The organism is Buchnera aphidicola (Aphis aurantii), assembly GCF_039388985.1.
In the GTDB taxonomy this organism is placed as follows: Bacteria; Pseudomonadota; Gammaproteobacteria; order Enterobacterales; family Enterobacteriaceae; genus Buchnera; species Buchnera aphidicola_BL.
The window spans coordinates 123,317-140,606 of record NZ_CP135021.1 but is presented as its reverse complement, the minus strand read 5'-3'; the positions used below and the strand labels follow the sequence as shown (position 1 = coordinate 140,606).

The following is a 17,290-nucleotide window of genomic DNA, read 5'->3' as shown; positions in this document are numbered from 1 at the left end:
AAAAAAATTATTTTTTTCAAGGAATAATATGAAAAATCATTACAATACTTTTTATAACTTAATTCAAATTTTACAAAAATATTGGACAGAACAGGAATGTATTATTTTTCAACCATTAGATTTACCTATGGGAGCAGGTACTTTTCATAATATAACATTTTTAAGAGCGCTTGGTTCAAACCCTATTAAAGCAGCTTATGTGCAATGTTGTAGACGACCAACCGATGGAAGATATGCAAAAAATCCAAATCGTTTACAAAATTACTATCAATTTCAAGTAATTCTTAAACCTCCAGTAAAAAATATTCAAAATATGTATCTAGAATCATTAAATTTACTTAAAATAGATGAAAAAAATAATGATATACGATTTGTCGAAGATAATTGGGAAAATCCTACTTTAGGCGCATGGGGTATTGGATGGGAAGTTTGGTTGAACGGAATGGAAATTACTCAATTTACTTACTTTCAACAAATGGGTGGAATAGAATGTAATCCTATTACTATAGAAATTACATATGGTTTAGAAAGAATTGCAATGCATATGCAAAATCAATCAAATGTGTATAACTTAATTTGGAGTTCAAATAAATTTCAAACTATCACCTATGGTGATATTTTTAAGGAAAATGAAATAGAGCAATCAAAGTATAATTTTGAATATGCAAATATTGATTTATTATTTCAGTATTTTGAAAATTATATGTTTGAAGCAAATAATTTAATCAACTTAAAACCACCATTATTATTAGTAGCTTATGAAAAAATATTACAAGCAAACCATATATTTAATTTATTAGATTCTAGAAAAGCAATATCTTCCAGCGAACGTCAAAATTATATTTTAAAAATTAGAAGCTTAACTAAAAAAACTGCAAAAGAATATTTAAACTCACATTTAAAATTAAAATATAAATCATATTAATAAAAGAGAAAATAATGAAAAAAATATTTTTAGTTGAAATAGGAACAGAAGAACTACCTTCAAAAATATTATATCAATTAATTGTTTTGTTTTATGAGAACTTTATTTCTGAACTGAATTTATACAACATTAAATATAAGAAAATTGATCATTTTTCTACTTCTCGAAGATTAGCGCTAAAAGTTATAGATATTGATACCTCTGAACAAATAAAAAAAATTTTAAAAAAAGGACCTTCTTTTAAAAATTCTTTCAATCCAGATGGAACTCCAACAAAAATCGCATATTCTTGGGCTAAAAACATTGGTATTGAAATAAATAAAGCAAGCAAATTAACAAATGAAAAAGGTGAATGGATAGTATACTATATAGAACAAAAACAAAAAAATATCGAAAAATTACTTCCTAAAATAGTAGAAACATCATTAAAAAAAATTAATATTAAAAAAAATTTAATGCGGTGGGAAGTAAACAACACTAAATTTTTTCGTCCTATTCGAAATATTTTCATGATGCTAGACAAAAAAATAATTAATAATAAAATTTTTCATATTAATTCTACAAATATACTTCATAATCATATATCTTATAAAGAACAAAAAATACATCTAAGTCATCCTAAAGAATATCCATTTATTTTATTTCAACGTAGTTTTATTATTGCTGATTATATACAGCGTAAAGAAAAAATTAAAGCAGAAATACACAAAGTTGCTCAAAAGGTAAATGGACAAGTCATAATAAACTTCAATCTTTTAGAAGAAATCAATTCCATGGTAGAATCACCTCAATGTTTATTAGCTACTTTTGAAGACAAATATATTGACTCTATACCAGATGAAATTCTTATTTATATTATAGAAAAAAAACAAAAATGTTTTCCGATATATCACAAAAAAAAACTTTTACCATATTTTATTTTTGTAACTAATATTCGTCCAGACAATAATAATCGAATTATATTAGATACTGAAAACATCATGAAAGCCAGACTAACTGATGTAATTTTTTTCTTAAAAAAAGATAATAAAACAAAATTGTTAGATTATCTTCCATTATTAAAAAAAGTCTCATTTCACAATAATTTAGGCACATTGTATGATAAAACTCTTCGGTTAGCAGCACTTGTAAATTTATTATCGGATAACAATAATAAAGTTGATTTAAAAAAATCAGCAATGTTATCAAAATGTGATTTGCTTACAGATATGGTGTGTGAATTTCCAGAACTACAAGGTATAATAGGAATGTATTATGCTAATCAAAACAAAGAAAAATATGAAGTTTCTATATCTATTAAAGAACAATATCTACCATCCTTTTCCGGAGATAAACTGCCATCTACTATTAATGGGTCTATATTATCAATTTCAGATAAAATAGATACTTTATGCGGTATGTTTTTAAGTAATCAAATACCTTTATCAAATAAAGATCCATTTGGTTTAAGAAGAGCTGCAATAGGAATAATACATATTATTATTAATAATAAAATATCTTTAGATTTAAAATTGTTAATTTTTAATAGTATTAAAATTTATAATAAACATGAATTAGATACTACATCAATATCTAATAAAATTATAGAATTCTTTAAATTCAGATTATTATTTTTTTATGAAAAACAAGGATATGATACTAAAGTAGTTCAATCTATATTTTCTCTTCAATTCAAAGATATTCTAGATATAGACAAAAGAGTTAAAGCAATATCATATTTTCAAAAACAAGAACAATCAAAATCAATTTTTTTAACAATAAAAAGAATAGATAAAATATTAGAAATACATAAAAAACATATAAATATTAATCAAATTAATATTAATCTTATAAAAACTGAAGAAGAAAAAAAATTATTTAAAGAAATAAAAAATTTTAATAATGATACAAAAAAATTATTTATAGAAAAGAAATATAAATTAATTTTATTAAGATTAAAAAATTTTGAATATCCTATAAATAACTTTTTTAATCAAGTTCAAATAGATCATTTTGATCCTGAAATTAAAAATAATAGATTAATTTTATTAAAAAAAGTAAAAGAAAATTTTTTTAAAGTAGCAAATTTTTCTTATTTATACTAAAAAAATTTAAGTAAACATAATTCAAAATTAATTAAAAATTTTTATTATTTATTTTTTAAAGATTCTAAAGTATTTTTAGGAAGTAATGAAACTATAAAATCTTTTTTTATAAAGATTTCATTTTTATCATTTAGTTCTAATAAAATATATCCATTTTCTGTGATATGTTTTACACGTCCTAAGAAACCACTAGTTGTCATTACTTCATCACCTACAGAAATTAATTTCATTAGGTTTTTTCGTTCTTTTTCTTTTTTTTGTTGAGGACGAAAAAGCATAAAATAAAAAATTATTAAAAAAATTACCAGCATAATAATTAAAGAATAAGAACTTCCTTCTATTGGTTGGTTTGTAGAAGCATTGGCATGTTCAATCAAAATACTCATTTTATAACATCCTCTAAATTATATGTTAATAAATATAAACTTATTTTTTTTGATTATAAAAATTTAGTATAAAATTATCAAACCTTTTTTCTTTAATGGACTGTCTTATATTAGACATTAACGTCTGATAATAATGTAAATTATGTATTGTATTTAAACGAGCACCTAAAATTTCATTGCAAGCGTCTAAATGATGTAAATATGATCGACTATAGTTTTTACAAGTGTAACAAATACATGTTTCATCTAATACAGATAAATCTTTTTTGTATTTTTTATTTCTAATTTTTATTATACCATTAGTTACAAATAAATGTCCATTTCTTGCATTTCTTGTAGGTAAAACACAATCAAACATATCTATTCCACGATATACACCTTCTATCAAATCTTCTGGTTTTCCTACTCCCATTAAATATCTTGGTTTATTTATTGGTATTTTTGGAACAATATGATCTAATATTTTATACATTTCAGATTTAGGCTCTCCCACTGCTAATCCACCTACAGCATATCCATCAAAATTCATTTTAACTAATGCATTTAAAGATATATCTCTTAAGCTTGGATATATCCCGCCATGAATGATTCCAAATAAAAGATGATTATTTTTTTGATTTGAATCAAAATATAAACGACATTTTTTAGACCAATTTAATGATTTTTCCATAGCATTTTTCGTTTTCTCCCAATCTTTGGTATACGAAATACATTCATCAAATACCATAATAATATTCGATCCTAAATCTAATTGAATTTTCATTGAAAGCTCGGGTGTTAAAAAAAAACTTTTTCCATTAATATGATTTTTAAACATTACCCCTTCTTCATTAGTTTTACAAAATTTTGAAAGACTAAACATTTGAAATCCACCAGAATCTGTTAAGATCGGACCATTCCAATTCATAAAATTATGTAAATTACCATGTAATTTAATTATATCTTGTCCTGGTCTTAAATATAAATGTAAAGCATTGGCTAAAATTATTTCACTTCCAGTACTTTTAATATCTTCAGGGCTAAGACTTTTGACTGTTCCATATGTTCCAACTGGCATAAAAACAGGAGTTTCTATGTATTTTTTACCAAAATGAAAAGCTCCACACCTTGCTTTTTTTTCTTGACTAATAACTTGAAATTTCATTATTTCTTCCAGAAGATAAATAGAATTTAATTTATTAATTGTTTATTTTTTCATAAGGAGCTAGCTTATTATATGTAATATACATGGAATCTCCATAACTAAAAAAACGATATTTTTTCTTAATCGCTTCATAGTAAGCATTTATAGTATTCTGATAACCTAAAAAAGAAGAAACTAACATAATTAATGTAGACTCAGGAAAATGAAAGTTAGTAATTAACGCATCAACTACTTTATGTTTATAACCAGGATAGATAAAAATATTAGTATATTTTGAATAATTCTTAGTATTGCTCCATGAATTTGAATTATAAGCACTTTCCAACGCTCTCAAAGTAGTAGTGCCAACGGCTATTATACGTTTTTTGTTTTTTTTGCATTTTTTAATTTTACTAATTAATTCTGAAGAAACACTGACCCATTCAGAATGCATAATATGTTTTTCTATTTCTGTATTTCTAACTGGTTGAAATGTACCACTACCTATATGTAATGTTATAAAATCTATATTCACGCCTTTATTTAACAAAGATGTTAATAACGGAAAATCAAAATGTAAACCAGCAGTAGGTGCCGCAATAGAACCTATATTTTTTTTATATACAGTTTGATATAAATTATCATCTAATTGAATGTTATTTCTTTTAATATAAGGTGGTAATGGTATATGTCCAATTTTATTAAAAATATGAAGAGATGCAATTTGATTATTATCAAATTTAATTTCATAAAATGGATTGCTATAATTAATAACAGATCCTTTGATTTCATTATCTTTTCCAAAAAAAAGTTTAGAATTAATCTTGACTGGATTTGATGATTTAAGATATGCAAGTATATTGTTATTATTCAATATTTTTTCAAGCAAAATTTCAACTTTTCCACCGCTTTCTTTTAAACCGAATAAACGAGCTGGAATAACTTCCGTATTATTTAAAATTAACAAATCACCAGAATCAATTTCGTTAACAATATTAAAAAAAAATTTATGAGTGATTTTTCCCGTATAACCATTAATTATCATCAATCGAGATTGACTTCGAACCCAAGAAGGATAAAAAGCTATTAATGACTTCGGTATTTCAAAAGAAAAATTACTAAGATTCATATTTTATTTCTTTAAAAAATTAAATTAAATATTAATATTTTGATTTTACAAAACAATGTTCAACACGATTTTTTAATTTTTGACCAGCTTTAAAAGTAACTACTCGTCTTTTCGAAATAATTACTTTTTTACCTGTTTTTGGGTTTCTACCTGGACGTTCTTTTTTATTTTTTAATTGAAAATTTCCAAATCCAGATAATTTAACATTCTCTCCCTGTTCTAAAGATTTTCTTATTTCTTCAAAAAAAAATTCTACAAATGCTTTTGAATCACGTTTAGTTAATTTTAATTTTTCAAATAAATTTTCTGAAATTTCAGCTTTTGTTAATACCATAAATTTATTTCCTTAAAATAATTTGAAATTTATTTGTTAACGTTTTTATGCAATGATCGAGCATAAGATTAATTTCATTTTCTTTTAAAGTTTTTTTATCATCTTGAAAAGTAAAACTTATTCCTAAACTTTTTTTATTGAAAAATTTTTCACATGAATAAAGATCAAATAAATTAATATCTACTTTTTTATCTATTAAACAATTTTTACATACTTTAATAATATCTTCGTACGAAGTACTCTCTGATATTAATATAGAAATATCTCGACGACTACTAGGAAATTTAGAATATTCTTTTATTTTATAATCCCTATAAACTGTTAAATCAAAAATTTTATCAATTAATAATTCAAATAAAAACGTATTACTATTTAAATCAAATTTTTCTTCTAAAATTGGATGGACTTTACCAAAGTTACCAACAAAATTATCATTTAAAAAAATTTTTGCACTTTGATTGGGATGTAATCCACGTACTTTTTTATTTTTTATTTTTACATCATGAGTTATATCACATATTAATTCTAATATGGATTCTATATCACCTTTTATATCATAAAAATCTACTTTTCTTCTTTTAGAAAACCAATTTTCTTTATTATGAAAACCACTAATCACGCCTCCTAATAACATTTTTTGATCTACTCCAAGATTTTTCTTATCATCCATCAAAAAACATAAACCTTGCTCGAAAAAACGTAAACTATCTTGTTTCCGATTAATATTATATAAAAGAGTTTGAATAAGACCAGGCCATAACGATATTCGCATACAAGAAAAATCTTTAGAAATAGGATTAGAAATAAATAATTCTTTTCCATTTTTTGATAAAATATTTTCTTGTAATACTGGGTCAATAAATGGATAAGTAATTATTTCATAATAACCTCTATGTACAAGTAAGTTTGATAATTTATTAGATATATCATTTTTTTTTAGATCATTTGTATTTTTATCAACGTCACGATTGAAATTTTCTTTTAATGGAATTAAGGGAATTTTATTATAGTTATATATTCGAAGTATATCACCTATTACATCCTCTTCTATTAATATATCAAATCTCCAAGAAGGCGGGATAACATTCCAATAACCTTTTTTCGATTCTATTTTATATTCAAGACGTAATAAAATATTTAAAAAAATCTCAGAATCAATAAAAAAACCAACTATTTTATTAATATTTTTATAGTATAATTTAATTTTATTTGTATTTTTAAGATAATCATTATCTGTGTAACAAGTAATCAAACCGGCATTTCCGCCACATATTTGAAGAATTAATTTCGTTGCATACTCTAAAGCATACTTTTGAAGAGAAAAATCAATACCATAACTATGGTAATTGAGTATTCTATTAAAACCGACAATTTTCGAAATATTTAAAATAAATTCTCGATCTACTGAATATGATGTTAAAAATATATTTTTAGTATTATGATCTGTTTCTAAAATATAAGAATTTATATTTCCAGGAAGAAATAATATTTTTGATTTATCAAAAAATCCTAATATGTTTTCATCTAAAATAATTTTTATATCTTTTTGTGTATTTAAAACTAATTTAGTATGAGTTTTGTTAATCTGAATAAAAGTATCTATTAAATCAGAATTTAATATATTTAAAGGCTGCCCAATTTCAATTAAAATATAATTTATAATATTTGTGATTATATTTTCTGATAACATTTCAGACATAAATAACTTTTTTTTCATCCAAAATGGAGTTGGAACATTAATATTAATATTCTCAATTACTCTTCCAAAAAAATTAATATCTTTTTTTTCTAAATTACTATAGATTGGAAATTTTTTATTAATAGTAATAGAATTAACTTTTTCTTTTAATAAAGTTATATCCATATTATTTACAACTGAAATGTTCCGAGCTATACCTATGATACTTAATCCATCTGGTCGATTAGGGGTGACATTTGTTTTTATAATATTATCTTCTAATAATAAATAATCATTAATATTTGTTCCTATTGGAATATTTTCTGGAACCTCAATAATTTCATTACTATTTGAACTAAACAAACCTAGCTCAAAAAAAGAACATAGCATTCCTTCAGATGTTTCGTTATAAATTTTTTTTACATTAATTTTGATATTATTAGGTAATATACTACCAACAGTAGCTACTGCTACTTTTATTTGGTTTCGACAATTTAAAGCTTTACATACAATGTTTAATAACTTTTTTTTTCCTACATCTACTTGCACTATTTTTAAATTTTTTAAGACAGGATGTGTCGTACAAGAAATTATTTTCCCTACTACTACACCATTAAATACAGGAACTACTTGTTCAATAGACTCAATTTCTATACCAGAGTTAACAATTTGATCACTTAAAACAATACTACTTACTTCGGGATTAACCCATTCTCGAATCCATTTTTCACTAAATTTCATTTTACCTCACTAAATATATTTAAATTGTTTTATAAACCTTACATCATTTTCAAAAAAAGATCGAAGATCAGAAATACCATAACGTAACATAGTAATTCGTTCTACTCCTAATCCAAATGCACAAGCAGAATAAATCTTAGAATCGATATTAACATTTTTTAAAACTAATGGATGAACCATCCCACAACCTAAAATTTCTAACCATTTTGTAGAATCAGTCATCATATCAACTTCAGCTGAAGGTGTGGTAAAAGGAAAATAAGATGGTCGAAATCTAAGTAGAACTTTTTTATTAAAAAAATGATATATAAAATTATATATAATCCATTTTAAATGTGAAAAATTAATATTTTTTTCAACTATTAAACCTTCTACTTGATGAAACATAGGCGTATGTGTAGCATCATAATCATTACGATATACTTTTCCTGGAAAAATAAATCTCATTGGAGGTTTTTTTGATTTCATAATTCGAATTTGCATAGTAGATGTTTGAGTTCTTAATAATCGATTTTTATCTAACCAAAAAGTATCATGAGTATCACGTGCAGGATGATTTTTAGGTATATTTAACGCATCAAAATTATGATATTCATCCTCTATTTCTAATCCATTAAGTGATTGAAAACCTAATTTGTAAAAAAAATTTTGTATACAATTAATACTATGATGTATAGGATGAATAGAACCTTTTTGAATTTGACGACCAGGTAAAGATATATCAATTTTTTCTTTATCAATACGCTGTGTTAAAATATTTTTATTTATTTCAATTTTTTTTACATTAATTTTAGATATTGTTTTTTTTTTAATAATATTGATAATAATATTGTATTTTTTTTTTTCTTCAAAAGAAAAACTTTTTAAGTTTTTTATATAATGATTAAAAATTCCATTTTTTCCTAAATATTTAATTTTAATTGAATCTAATATTTCTATATTATTAGAATTGTTGATTTCATTTTTAATAATATTCCATAATTTTTCTAATATTAACATTATTAACTCTTTTTATTTTTATATAAGTTTATATACTACTATTAAGATATCAAAAAGCTTCCATAAAGGAAGCTTGTTTTATTAAAAAATATTATCTATAAGAATATTAATATACTGATTATATATATTTTATAAAAATTATTTATAATTAAAAATTTATTTATTATTTAAATAGAGGGGAGATGAATTTCCCCTTATTTAAATTATGATATTAAAGTAAAGCTTCTTTTGATTTTTTAACTAAAATGTTAAAAGAATGTTTATCAAATATTGCAATATCAGATAATATTTTACGATCAATATTAATAGAAGCTTTTTTTAATCCATATATAAATTTGCTATAAGAAATTTTGCTTTGGCGTACAGCAGCATTGATCCTGGTAATCCAAAGTTGACGAAATTGTCTTTTTCTTTGACGCCTATCACGATAAGCATATTGACCAGCTTTTACTACTGCTTGACATGCTACTCTATAAATTCGAGATCGAGCTCCATAATAGCCTTTTGCCTGTTTCAAAACTTTTTTATGACGAGCATGAGCAGTCACACCGCGTTTTACACGAGCCATTGATATGCTCTCCTGTTCATACAATTTAGTAAAATAAATTTATATATAAGGTAAAAATAATTTTACTTTGTTTATGTCTCCTTTCGATACTAAGATTTTAGGACGAAGATGACGTTTTTTGCTTGTTGTTTTTTTTGTTAAAATATGACGTAAATTTGCTTGTTTACGTTTAAATTTACCAGATGCAGTTTTTTTAAAACGTTTAGCTGCACTTTTTAAAGTTTTAATTTTTGGCATATAATGTTTCTTTTGAATGATAAAAAAACTATATTTATCTTTAAATATATTTAGTCAAAAATTACTATTTTTTCTTTGGCGCTAACACCATTATCATTTGACGACCTTCAATCTTAGATGGAAATGACTCAATAGTTGCTAATTCAATTAAATCGTTTTTTACTCTATTTAAAACATTTACACCTATTTTTTGATGAGCCATTTCTCGACCTCTAAATCGCAAAGTAATTTTAACTTTATCACCATCTTCTAAAAAACGAATTAAATTACGCAATTTAACTTGATAATCTCCCTCATCGGTTCCAGGTCGAAATTTAATTTCTTTTACTTGAACAATTTTTTGTTTTTTTTTCTGTTCTTTAGAAGATTTACTTTTTTCATAAAGAAATTTCCCATAATCCATAATACGACAAACGGGAGGTTCTGCATTAGGACTAATTTCTACCAAATCTAAACCTAGTTCTTCAGATTTTTCTAAAGCCTCACGTAAACTAACTATACCCATTTGGTCGCCTTCAAACCCTGTAAGACGAACTTTAATTGCACGAATTTCCTTATTAATACGATTTGGCTTGGTTAATTGAGCTCTTTTTCCGACTTTAATACCTTATTCCTCCATTTGAAAAAAACTACGAGTAAATATCTCTTTTTGCAGTTTTTTAATAAATAAATCAATATCCACCATTCCAAAATTATTTCCATTTCTATTTCTAACAGAAACTGTATTAGTTTGAATTTCTTTTTCCCCACATATTAATATATACGGAATTTGACGTAAACTATGTTCTCGAATTTTAAGACCTATTTTTTCATTTCTTAAATCTGATTCAGCACGAATTTTAAAGGCATTTAATTTTTCAACTATTTTAGTTACATAAATAGAAAAAACATTCTTAACGCTAATTACTACGACTTGCACAGGAGACAACCAAGTTGGAAGTTTTCCAGAACATTCTTCTATTAATATTCCAATAAAACGCTCAATTGAACCTAATATAGCTCGATGAATTATTATAGGAATACTTTTTTCATTATATTCATTAATATAAAACGCATTCAAACGCATTGGTAAGTAAAAATCTAATTGAATTGTTCCGCATTGCCAATTTCGATCTAAAGAATCTTGTAGAATAAACTCAATTTTAGGCCCATAAAAAGCACCTTCCCCTAGTTGATAATCAAATTCTAAATTATTTTCTACTAACACATCAGATAAATCTTTTTCTGCTCTATCCCAAATTATATCATCACCAATTCGTTTTTTAGGTCGAGTAGAAAATTTAACTATAATCTTCTTAAAATTAAATGTGCTATATAAATCATATATCATTTTAATGCAATTATTTATTTCAGAATGTATTTGTTCTTTAGTACAAAATATATGAGCATCATCTTGCGTAAAATTACGAACTCTCATTAAACCATGCAAAGATCCTGAAGACTCATTTCTATGACAACTTCCGAATTCCGCCATACGAATAGGTAAATCTCGATAAGATTTTAAGCCAATATTAAAAATTTGAACATGCCCAGGACAATTCATAGGTTTAATACAATATTCTCTATTCTCTGATAACGTAGTAAAAATAGAATCTTTATAATTGTCCCAATGACCACTTTTCCCCCATATTGATTTATCTATTAATAAAGGCGTTTTGACTTCCTTATATTTATATTCTTTTAATTTTTTACGAACAAAACTTTCTAATTCATTAAAAATAATCCAACCGTTGTTATGCCAAAAAATCATACCTGGAGATTCATCTTGCATATGATATAATTTTAAATATTTATTAATTTTTCTATGATCTCTTTTTTCTACTTCTTTAATATAAGTTAAAAATTTATTTAATCCTTCTTGACTTAACCATGCAGTACCATAAATACGTTGTAATATTTTATTTTTACTATTACCTTTCCAATAAACGCCTCCAATTTTTTGTAATTTAAAATATTTACAAAATTTTATGTTAAAAACCTGCATGCCAATATCTAAGTCTACATAATTTTCATGATAATATAATGAAATTATATCATTTTTTAAAAAATTATTTTTTATAAAATCAACTTTATATATTTCCTCATTTTTTTCAAACTCTTTTAAAGCGTTACTAAAAGAAATTTTTTTATTTAAAATATCATATTTTTTGTTTACAAGATCTTTCATTTTGTTTTCTATTAATACAAGATCTTTTTTAAGAATGCTTTCTGTTGAATCTATATCACAATAAAAACCATCGTTTATAATCTGACTTTCTACGATTCGACATAATGGCCACATTGTCTTAATTGAATAGCTTAAAAGTTGTATACATGAATATCTCATGATACTTAAAGCATACACATCTTTTTTAGTAATCAATGATATTGAAGCATCTTTTGTAATTAAAGTATTTAAATTAGCAAAAACACCATTTATAGAAATAGCGATAAGAGACTGATCTATGTTAAGATTTTTATGTTTTAAGATTTCTTTTAATGAAATAGAATGTTCATAAATTTCTTTACTCCCATCACAAAATTTTATTATAGGCATTCCGATATACCTTTTAATAATAAATATTTTAATATTTTATAAAAATTTTAATTTTATAAAATTGAATTTATTGAACGAATAAAAACATGCTAGTCAACATCTTGACTAGCATATAAGTTAAAAACGAACATCTACCGCATCTGCTAATTGTTTTATAACTAAAACACTATCTTTCCAATTTAAACATGCATCAGTAATTGACTTTCCATATATTAATGGTTGATTTTTTGATACTTTTTGAAATCCCTCTTCTAAGAAACTTTCAATCATAACCCCAAATATATTTTTTGATCCTGAAGAAATTTGACGAGAAACAGATAAAGCAACATTTTTTTGACGAAGATGTTCTTTCAAACAATTCCCATGACTAAAATCAATCATTAAATGTTCTGTTAAATTAAATTCACGTAAATCTTTTATTGCTAATTCAATGTCTTTAGAATGATAATTAGGAGTTTTTCCACCTCTCATGATGATATGTCCGTATGGATTTCCACTGGTATGATTAATAGTCATTTGACCATCTTTATTGGGAGCAAAAAACAAATGACGCGCTTGAGCTGCTCTAATAGCATCAATTGCAATACGTATATTACCATCTGTACCATTCTTAAAACCCACTGGACATGAAAGTGCAGAAGCCATTTCTCTGTGAATTTGACTTTCAGTAGTCCTAGCACCAATGGCACCCCAACTAATTAAATCCGCAATAAATTGACCTACGACTATATCTAAAAACTCTGTTGCAGCAGGCATGCCTAATGTATTAATATCTAATAATAATTTACGAGCTACAGAAAGCCCATGATTTACTCTAAAACTACCATCTAAATCTGGATCTGAAATTAATCCTTTCCAACCCACGACTGTTCTTGGCTTTTCAAAATATGTACGCATTATAATCTCAAGACGATCTTGATATTTTGTGCGTAATTCATATAGTCGGTGAGCATATTCAACTGCAGCTGCAGGATCATGAACAGAACATGGACCGATTACCACAAGTAAACGTAAATCTTGACCAGTCATAATATGAGCAATATTTTGTCTTGTTGTAATCACATTATCCATGATTTCTGAAGTAATAGCATATTTTTTTGCTAATTCAGAAGGAGTTATTAATGGATCAATTCGTATCGTACGTAGTTCATCTGTTTTTTTCATTTTATTCTCTAAATGAATTTTTTTATCCTAAAACAAAGATCAAGATGTGATAAAATCACGATAAACTAATAAATCATAAACTTGTCTTAAACAATATATCAAAAAAAGTATTACCTTATAAAAAGTAATAATATACTTAAAATATACTTAAATATAATAAAAACTTAAACCAAGAAATAAAATAAAGACACAATCTTATATAATTATACAAGATTATTCATATTCTGCATTAGTAAATGTTTAACATAGTTAAATTATTTTTTATAATATCATATTTTTTATCTTATTTTTAAAAGTACTGATCCTATTTTAGTTTAATAAACTAGATTAAAAAATTTAAATAGTTAAATACTATTTTTAATATTAATTAACTTTATATTTAATATTTATAGTAGTTGTATTAATAGACACACCATATATCCAAGATATTATCAATCTATATAAAATTACTAAAATTACTGGTCCAATAAATAACCCGATCATCCCAAACGATAATAAACCACCTATTACTCCTGACAAAATTAAAAAAGTAGGTAAATCAGAACCAATTCGTATAAAAAAAGGTCGAAGTATATTATCTAATACAAATACAAAACAACTCCAAATTAATAACAATGTACCCCATGTAGTATCATTATTCCAATAAAGCCATATAACAGACGGTATTAAAATTGGTAATGGACCTAATTGTATTAAACAAGAAAAAACAATTAAAATCATCAACAATGTCCAATATGGAACACCTGAAACTAACAAACCTAGTCCAGATAAAAAAGCTTGAATTAAAGCTGCAACTACCACTCCTAATGCAATAGATCGAATAGAACTTACTGTAAGAAAAATAATAGCATCTCCATTTTTCGAGCTAATACGAGATGCAAATTGACGGATGATATTACTAATTTTTTCGCCGTTCCAATAAAGTAAAATACTAAATATTAACATTAATGTTAAGTGCATAACAAATAATCCAAAATTTTTAGCTTGAATTATAAAAAACTCAGTTGTACGACCCATATATGGTCTAACTTCTTTAATCAATTCAGCTCCATCACTATCCAATAATTCTTTGTAACTAATAAAAATTTTTTTCCCAATGATTGGTATATCTTGAAGCCAAATTAATTCTGGAAATTCTAGAGTATTAGAACTAAACCATTGAATAAGAGGAATACTTGTTGAAATTAAACTATTTACTAAAAGTACTATGGGAATAATAAATAACAATAATAAAATTACAACCATACTAATCAAAGCAATTAATCGCCCAACTCCTAAAAATTTTTGTATTTTTAACATAAGAGGCCAAGTAGCAATAACAATTGTACTAGCCCATAAAAATCCTAATATAAATGGCTTTATTATTAAAAAACTTGTAATACTTATAGCAATAATAAATATTAATGATAAAATAAACTGCGATAAATCCATTTTTTCTTTTGGATTTTGCATATAATTTTTCACCTCAATATTTTTATATTATAGATAATGATAATGAGTAGAAAATAATTAAAAAATTTTATTATAATTATAACATTATTTTTTTTAAAATTATCTAAAAAATAATACCCTTAAAATAAATCAAGACATAAATATAACTTAAACTATTATTTAAAGAATGTATTTAATGTACAAGAATCTATTTATATTAAAATCGTTTAAAGAGAAAAAAATGAAAAAACAACAAAAAAATACATATTTATTTAATCAATCTCAATGGAAGGAAATTACAATTACTCCCAATGCTATAAAACAAATATTATTTTTGATTAATACTAATGCGGAAAATAAAGGAATCAAATTAATCGTAAAAAAATCTGGATGTGCAGGTTTTAGATATGTTATGGAATTAATTAATAAAGAAATATCAGAAAAAAAAGATAACATAGTTTTTTTTTATAAAAATATTTTAATACAAATTTCTAAAAAAGATATACCATTTTTAGAAGGAATTACAATTGATTTTGTACAAAATAATATTAATAAAGTATTTAAATTTTATAATCCTAAATTAGAAAAATTTTGTGGTTGTGGTGAAAGCTTTTCAATATAATTGATTTAATTGCTATTAACTATAACTCATAAAAACTTATTTTATATTTATCAAAACTTATTTCCAAAATATCAGGCAATGATTTTTCTTGCCTCTAGAAATTAAAGTAAATTGATTAAATAGTTTATCCTTATCATGAAAAATATGATTTTTGTTAGTAATTTTATTAGTATTAATGGATATAGAATTAGAAATTATCATGTTTTTTGCTTGCGTTCGAGATGTAGATAACGAACATAATACTAATGCTTCTTGTAAATCTCTAATTTGATCTACTTCAATACAATGTATTCCATCTTGTTTTAATTGTTGTAAATCAGATTTTTTTATATTTTTCGCGTTTTCTAAAAAAAGAATCTGAGTAATTCTTTCTGCAGCTAATAAATTTTCTTCACCATGAACTAAACGAGTCATATATTTTGCCAAATAAGATTTATCCTTCATTATTTGTTGATTTTTGTATTTATTTAATTCTCTTTTATTAATTTCATTGCAATCTAAAAAAGTAAATAACTTTAAAAAATTATAAACATTAGAATCGTCTATATTCTTCCAAAATTGATAAAATTTATAAGGAGTAGTTTTTTTAGGATCCAACCAAATAGTACCACATTCTGTTTTCCCAAATTTAATACCATTAGATTGCATAAGTAAAGGTAATGTCAGACCATAAACTTCTTTTTTAGAAATTCGATTTATTAAATGCATACCAGCTGAAATATTTCCCCATTGATCGGACCCACCAATTTGAAGAGATACTTGTTTTTTTTTATTTAACATAAAGAAATCGTATGCTTGTAATAAGCTATATGAAAATTCTGTAAAAGAAATACCTCGATCTAATCTGTTAATACGTTGTTTTACTGCTTCTCTATTAATCATAGTATTAATTGAAAAATGTTTACCAATGTCACGTAAAAACGATAAAATATTGATTTTTTCAAACCACTTTTTATTATTTAATATAATTGCACTATTTGAATTAATATTAATATCTAAAAAATAAGATACTTGTTTAATGATTTTTAGTACCCACATATCAATTTTATGATCAAAATTTAATAAACGCTCTTTTTCTTTGAAACTAGGATCACCGATAAGACTTGTAGCTCCTCCAATCAAAATAACAGGTGTATGGCCTCTTTTTTGAAATCTTTTCAGAGTTATTAAAGGTAATAGATGACCTACATGCAAACTTTCTTCGGTCGGATCAAATCCACAATAAACTGAAATTAAATTACGCTCAATATTTTTTTTTAATTTATTTTCATGTGTAATATGAAATATTAAATTTCTTTGTCTTAATTCATCAATTAAATTAGTACAATTCATT

General features: G+C 24.3%; 16 protein-coding genes. 3 read left to right on the top strand and 13 right to left on the bottom strand.

The genetic code is table 11. The annotated features are described in order from the left end of the window. Positions 1-28: 28 nt before the first annotated feature. Complete coding sequence (gene glyQ / locus RJT32_RS00690; RefSeq protein WP_343154371.1) at positions 29-925, top strand: glycine--tRNA ligase subunit alpha; 897 nt, start codon at positions 29-31, stop codon at positions 923-925. A gap of 14 nt (positions 926-939) precedes the next feature. Then, positions 940-3,009 carry a glycine--tRNA ligase subunit beta gene (gene glyS / locus RJT32_RS00685; protein ID WP_343154370.1) on the top strand — a complete coding sequence of 690 codons (2,070 nt, stop codon included), beginning with the start codon at positions 940-942 and terminating at the stop codon, positions 3,007-3,009. Positions 3,010-3,053: 44 nt separating this feature from the next. Here the strand turns inward: glyS and yajC are convergent, their stop codons facing one another. The 12 genes from yajC to ydiK all read right to left on the bottom strand — a co-directional run bounded on the left by yajC (position 3,054) and on the right by ydiK (position 15,356). Then, entirely contained in the window at positions 3,054-3,395 is a 342-nt protein-coding gene (yajC, locus tag RJT32_RS00680; protein WP_343154369.1) for a preprotein translocase subunit YajC, read from the bottom strand. A 40-nt stretch (positions 3,396-3,435) separates the two neighbouring features. After that, complete coding sequence (tgt, locus tag RJT32_RS00675) at positions 3,436-4,539, bottom strand: tRNA guanosine(34) transglycosylase Tgt (protein WP_343154368.1); 1,104 nt, start codon at positions 4,537-4,539, stop codon at positions 3,436-3,438. 34 nt (positions 4,540-4,573) lie between these two features. After that, on the bottom strand, positions 4,574-5,647 hold the full coding sequence (gene queA / locus RJT32_RS00670; RefSeq protein ID WP_343154367.1) for a tRNA preQ1(34) S-adenosylmethionine ribosyltransferase-isomerase QueA: 1,074 nt from the start codon (positions 5,645-5,647) through the stop codon (positions 4,574-4,576). A gap of 31 nt (positions 5,648-5,678) precedes the next feature. Further along, complete coding sequence (locus RJT32_RS00665) at positions 5,679-5,981, bottom strand: integration host factor subunit alpha (protein WP_343154366.1); 303 nt, start codon at positions 5,979-5,981, stop codon at positions 5,679-5,681. Positions 5,982-5,985: 4 nt separating this feature from the next. After that, on the bottom strand, positions 5,986-8,400 hold the full coding sequence (gene pheT / locus RJT32_RS00660; RefSeq protein WP_343154365.1) for a phenylalanine--tRNA ligase subunit beta: 2,415 nt from the start codon (positions 8,398-8,400) through the stop codon (positions 5,986-5,988). Between the two features lie 9 nt (positions 8,401-8,409). Beyond that, a complete protein-coding gene (gene pheS, locus RJT32_RS00655; RefSeq protein WP_343154364.1) occupies positions 8,410-9,399 on the bottom strand; it encodes a phenylalanine--tRNA ligase subunit alpha in 990 nt (329 codons plus the stop codon). A gap of 211 nt (positions 9,400-9,610) precedes the next feature. Beyond that, positions 9,611-9,967, bottom strand: a complete 357-nt coding sequence (gene rplT, locus RJT32_RS00650; RefSeq protein ID WP_343154363.1) for a 50S ribosomal protein L20 — start codon at positions 9,965-9,967, stop codon at positions 9,611-9,613. Positions 9,968-10,006: 39 nt separating this feature from the next. After that, a complete protein-coding gene (gene rpmI / locus RJT32_RS00645; RefSeq protein WP_343154362.1) occupies positions 10,007-10,204 on the bottom strand; it encodes a 50S ribosomal protein L35 in 198 nt (65 codons plus the stop codon). A gap of 64 nt (positions 10,205-10,268) precedes the next feature. Beyond that, positions 10,269-10,808, bottom strand: a complete 540-nt coding sequence (gene infC, locus RJT32_RS00640; protein WP_343154518.1) for a translation initiation factor IF-3 — start codon at positions 10,806-10,808, stop codon at positions 10,269-10,271. A gap of 3 nt (positions 10,809-10,811) precedes the next feature. Beyond that, the gene (gene thrS, locus RJT32_RS00635; protein ID WP_343154361.1) at positions 10,812-12,740 is read right to left on the bottom strand and encodes a threonine--tRNA ligase; all 1,929 of its coding nucleotides are present in this window, start codon (positions 12,738-12,740) and stop codon (positions 10,812-10,814) included. 117 nt (positions 12,741-12,857) lie between these two features. Further along, the gene (locus tag RJT32_RS00630) at positions 12,858-13,904 is read right to left on the bottom strand and encodes a 3-deoxy-7-phosphoheptulonate synthase (RefSeq protein ID WP_343154360.1); all 1,047 of its coding nucleotides are present in this window, start codon (positions 13,902-13,904) and stop codon (positions 12,858-12,860) included. Positions 13,905-14,267: 363 nt separating this feature from the next. Further along, positions 14,268-15,356 (bottom strand): AI-2E family transporter YdiK, encoded by a 1,089-nt coding sequence (ydiK, locus tag RJT32_RS00625; RefSeq protein WP_343154359.1) that lies wholly within the window; start codon positions 15,354-15,356, stop codon positions 14,268-14,270. Positions 15,357-15,576: 220 nt separating this feature from the next. On the opposite strand from ydiK, the gene RJT32_RS00620 reads away from it, so the two are divergent. Then, positions 15,577-15,957 carry an iron-sulfur cluster assembly accessory protein gene (locus RJT32_RS00620; protein ID WP_343154358.1) on the top strand — a complete coding sequence of 127 codons (381 nt, stop codon included), beginning with the start codon at positions 15,577-15,579 and terminating at the stop codon, positions 15,955-15,957. Between the two features lie 57 nt (positions 15,958-16,014). Here the strand turns inward: RJT32_RS00620 and tyrS are convergent, their stop codons facing one another. Beyond that, positions 16,015-17,289: a tyrosine--tRNA ligase gene (tyrS, locus tag RJT32_RS00615; RefSeq protein WP_343154357.1), complete on the bottom strand. Its 1,275-nt coding sequence runs from the start codon at positions 17,287-17,289 to the stop codon at positions 16,015-16,017. Between the last annotated feature and the right edge of the window lies 1 nt (position 17,290).

Excerpts from the sequence above, each read along its gene's own strand:
- glyQ (WP_343154371.1), top strand. The coding sequence starts at position 29 with ATGAAAAATCATTACAATACTTTTTATAACTTAATTCAAATTTTACAA.
- glyS (WP_343154370.1), top strand. The coding sequence starts at position 940 with ATGAAAAAAATATTTTTAGTTGAAATAGGAACAGAAGAACTACCTTCA.
- yajC (WP_343154369.1), bottom strand. The coding sequence starts at position 3,395 with ATGAGTATTTTGATTGAACATGCCAATGCTTCTACAAACCAACCAATA.
- tgt (WP_343154368.1), bottom strand. The coding sequence starts at position 4,539 with ATGAAATTTCAAGTTATTAGTCAAGAAAAAAAAGCAAGGTGTGGAGCT.
- queA (WP_343154367.1), bottom strand. The coding sequence starts at position 5,647 with ATGAATCTTAGTAATTTTTCTTTTGAAATACCGAAGTCATTAATAGCT.
- RJT32_RS00665 (WP_343154366.1), bottom strand. The coding sequence starts at position 5,981 with ATGGTATTAACAAAAGCTGAAATTTCAGAAAATTTATTTGAAAAATTA.
- pheT (WP_343154365.1), bottom strand. The coding sequence starts at position 8,400 with ATGAAATTTAGTGAAAAATGGATTCGAGAATGGGTTAATCCCGAAGTA.
- pheS (WP_343154364.1), bottom strand. The coding sequence starts at position 9,399 with ATGTTAATATTAGAAAAATTATGGAATATTATTAAAAATGAAATCAAC.
- rplT (WP_343154363.1), bottom strand. The coding sequence starts at position 9,967 with ATGGCTCGTGTAAAACGCGGTGTGACTGCTCATGCTCGTCATAAAAAA.
- rpmI (WP_343154362.1), bottom strand. The coding sequence starts at position 10,204 with ATGCCAAAAATTAAAACTTTAAAAAGTGCAGCTAAACGTTTTAAAAAA.
- thrS (WP_343154361.1), bottom strand. The coding sequence starts at position 12,740 with ATGCCTATAATAAAATTTTGTGATGGGAGTAAAGAAATTTATGAACAT.
- RJT32_RS00630 (WP_343154360.1), bottom strand. The coding sequence starts at position 13,904 with ATGAAAAAAACAGATGAACTACGTACGATACGAATTGATCCATTAATA.
- ydiK (WP_343154359.1), bottom strand. The coding sequence starts at position 15,356 with ATGCAAAATCCAAAAGAAAAAATGGATTTATCGCAGTTTATTTTATCA.
- RJT32_RS00620 (WP_343154358.1), top strand. The coding sequence starts at position 15,577 with ATGAAAAAACAACAAAAAAATACATATTTATTTAATCAATCTCAATGG.
- tyrS (WP_343154357.1), bottom strand. The coding sequence starts at position 17,289 with ATGAATTGTACTAATTTAATTGATGAATTAAGACAAAGAAATTTAATA.